Annotated in this window: 3 protein-coding genes; all 3 read right to left on the reverse strand. The window is 60.6% G+C overall.

All coding sequences use genetic code 11. The features are described from left to right. Nucleotides 1-1553, reverse strand: a 1553-nt coding sequence (locus tag IT540_RS12515; protein WP_291178159.1) for a GMC family oxidoreductase, incomplete at its 3' end; no start/stop codon positions are given. Beyond that, nucleotides 1543-2409 (reverse strand): aldo/keto reductase, encoded by an 867-nt coding sequence (locus IT540_RS12520; RefSeq protein ID WP_291178161.1) that lies wholly within the window; start codon nt 2407-2409, stop codon nt 1543-1545. The genes IT540_RS12520 and IT540_RS12515, both read right to left, overlap by 11 nt. Beyond that, a partial coding sequence (locus IT540_RS12525; RefSeq protein ID WP_291178163.1) for a glycosyltransferase family 4 protein occupies nt 2381-2783 on the reverse strand: 403 nt, incomplete at its 5' end. The genes IT540_RS12525 and IT540_RS12520, both read right to left, overlap by 29 nt.

A 2783-nucleotide genomic window follows, 5' to 3' on the forward strand; every position in this document is an offset into this window, starting at 1 on the left:
ACCGAACTGCTGGCGACAAACAGATTGGCTACTCCATGCACTCGACACTGCTCGTCCACCACGCCTTGCGAAGGATCGGCGGACATCCGCGTGGTTCCGATGTGATGGCCCAGCACCGCCTTCACGTCGTCCATCAATTGCGACACATCGTCACCCAAATAGGTCAGGTAGCCGCAGTTCTGTCGGCGCAACTCCTGATCGATGAGCTCATGCGCCCGTTGCACGCTTTTCCGGTCCTGCTCCGTGACTTGAAAATGAAGCCGCAGCCGCGGCATGCCGAGTTCGTCACACGCATCATCCAACGTCACGCGGTTGTCTCGATGGGGCACCTGTTCGCTCTGAAAATAGAGGTAATACGTATTTGAACGTGACCGCATCAGCAAGGAAGGTATCCGCCGCCGTTGAAGCAGCCGCTTTCGACCGAACTTCGGGAGCACCGACAACGCCTGGGGCGATCCCGCCAGAATATTCTTGATATGCCGCCAATAGAGGGCATACTTCCCCTTCCCTAATTGCTCCTGCTGCCTCCCCCCCAGCAAGCGTTTGAGCAAGAACGCCGCGGAAAGGACCGCATTGCCGTGGTCCGGATCTCCCACCAAGGGCCGATCCAACAACATGTACAGGTTCAAGAGGCGGTGCCGGCGCTGAGCCTGTTCCGAGAAGCCGATGCGCCGCCGGCAAAACACCCCCTGCGGATCGGCTTCATACCCGAACATGACGTCCTGTCCCGCCGTCAGGGTGGCGCTCGCAATCACGCCGTGAATATGCGACATGTAGCCGCGCCCCAACCAATCTGAATGGTTACCGATCCCCTCTGGATGTACACGCCGCGATGCCAGCAGCAATCGCGTTGTTTCCAACCCGCCGCCGGCCAACACGATAGTGCGGGCGCGAACGGTGAAGCGACGACCGCTGAAGGTCGCCCCGTCGACCGAGTCGATCCGCGTGCCGTCCGGTGAGGCGTGCAATTCAACCGCCAGGGCATGCAGCAGGACGCGCAGGTTCGGTGCACGCGTGAGGATCGGCCGATACACCGTTCCGAACTGCGTCGGTGGGCTCCAACGTTCAATGCAGGACGTATTCACATCCCCGTCCTCGAATCCTGGCAACATCGAAGATGGGGCACCGGGAAGGGCGGTCGACACACGGTAGTCGTACTCGCCGCATTCACAATAGGTATGGGCACGTCGGTAATAGCCGTCCATCTCTTTCTGTGAGATCGGCCAACCGCTATATGCGACCCACTCGCGCCGATCGAAGTCTAGGGAATCGAACGGAATGCAGCGGCCGCCCCACAGAGATGTGGTGCCTCCGAGTTGCCGGTAACGAGCTTGATCCAGCGGCAGGTGACGGACCGGATCGTTCAGCGCGCCCTGATAGAGGCTCTGACTTGGTCCGGCTTTCGACTTACCGCCGGCTTCCAGTACAATCACGTCCAGGCCGGTCGCCAGCAATTCCATCGCCAATGTGATCCCGGCGGCGCCCGCGCCGACAATGCACAGGTCGGCCGTTAGGGTCTCTCCGTCAGAGATCGATCGTGCATCAAGCAACATGGCTAGACCTCATTGCGACGTCCATCGCGCGCACATTCTCCCCCACATGCCGACGGCAACTCATTCCCGCCAGCACGACGCCGATCTCGGCACGCTGCACGAGAGGATACAAGGCATCGGAAACGGATCCTTTGGCGAGCGCATCATGGGCAAGCACCTCCCGTGCGATCACGCCCACCTGCTGGGCGCGTGCGCGCTCCAGCACCGGGATGGCCGCCTCCATACGGCTCCGGTCGAGAGGGATCTGCACACACGCGACATCCGGCTGTCCGAGCCAGTGGGCGGCATCCTCCAAAGATCGGCAGGACACGCCAAAGTGCCGCAACTTGCCTTGCGTCCTGAAACGTGTCAGCAACTCGAACACCGCATCGCGTTGCGGCATATCAACCGGAGGGTTGTGCAATAAAAAAAGATCGATCCGATTCACGTTGAGACGACGCAAGCTTCCTTCGATTCTTCCGGAAAGATAGTCCGGGTGAAAACACTGCCGCTCCTGTCGGCGTCGTGCCCGTGTGGTGGCGACTCGTGCGCCGTGCCAGCGCCGCAGGAGTAGATTGGCGGCCGGCTTGATGAGTCGAACCACGCCTTCCATCGGTCCGACCGTTAACCCTGACTTGGTGCAGAGAATCATTCCTTCGCCTCGGCTTCGAAGCAGCTTCCCCAGCAGCCGTTCACTATCGCCCTGACCATAGACGTCGGCCGTATCGAAAAACGTAATACCCGCCTCCCTGGCATCGCAAAGACTCGCCTCCACCTCGGCTCGTGAGTACCGTGTCGCCAACGACGCGATCATCGAGCACCCGAAGCCAAGTACGGATGGGATGAGGTCAGTGCTGCCGAGCCTGCGATACTGCACAGTTCGCTCCTATTCCCAGCACATCTTCATAGCGTGCCTCAGTGGTCCGCGCGATCGCTTCCCATGAGATGTTTCGAGCCGCCACTTGCACATTCTCCGCCATGCGCGCATATAGCTCCTCATCAATCAGAAGCCGCGCAATTGCCTGCGCCAGCGCGGCCGGATCCTTCGCAGGCACCAGCAAGCCGGTCACCTCGTCTTGAACGACTTCATCGAATCCGCCCACTCGCGTGGCAATGACGGGCTTGCCGAATCCGAACGCCGAAGCCCGGACTCCACTGGTCCAGCCCTTCTCATACGGCAGAACCAACAGCTGTGCCGCGCTGAAGTAGCCGGCCATCTGCGCAAAACTCACATACAGCGGCACTAAGCGC

The organism is Hyphomicrobium sp. (genome assembly GCF_020852195.1).
Taxonomy (GTDB): domain Bacteria; phylum Pseudomonadota; class Alphaproteobacteria; order Rhizobiales; family Hyphomicrobiaceae; genus Hyphomicrobium_C.